This is a genomic window from Vibrio sp. 1402 (genome assembly GCF_033340275.1).
The window spans coordinates 1-526 of record NZ_JAWOWE010000668.1 but is presented as its reverse complement, the minus strand read 5'-3'; the positions used below and the strand labels follow the sequence as shown (position 1 = coordinate 526).

The 526-nt window shown below is 47.7% G+C and carries 1 protein-coding gene; it reads left to right on the top strand.

The window, feature by feature from the left end; translation table 11 throughout:
* Positions 1-526: aminotransferase class III-fold pyridoxal phosphate-dependent enzyme (locus R7044_RS27840; RefSeq protein ID WP_225456323.1), on the top strand; the 526-nt coding region annotated here is incomplete at both ends.

Here is a 526-nt window from a genome sequence, read left to right as displayed (position 1 = left end):
CGGTGTAATTCCTGCTCCAGCATTCTGGTTGCGCGAACTACGTCGTATTTGTGATGAGCACGGTATCCTACTGATTTTTGATGAAATCCAGTGTGGTGTGGGTAAATCTGGTTACAACTTCGCTTTCGAAGAAGCGGGTATCGTGCCTGATGTATTGTGTCTTTCTAAAGCGATTGGCGGCGGCTTGCCAATGTCACTGCTTGTGATCAATAAGCAACACGATACGTGGAAGCCAGGTGAGCACACGGGCACATTCCGTGGTAACCAACTTGCAATGGTTTCAGGTGCTAAAGCGCTTGAAATTATCCAACGTGACAACCTTGTTGAGCATGCGAACGTTGCTGGCCAATACCTACGTTTTGGTCTCGAAAGCATCCAAAAACGTGTTAACTGTATTGCTGAAGTTCGTGGCAAAGGCTTGATGCTGGGTGTTGAAATCAAGAATCCTAACGGCGAGCTTAACAAGTTTGGTGAACCTCTTGCTGACGGTCAGTTGACCCTAGCGATTCAACGTGCTGCGCTTGAG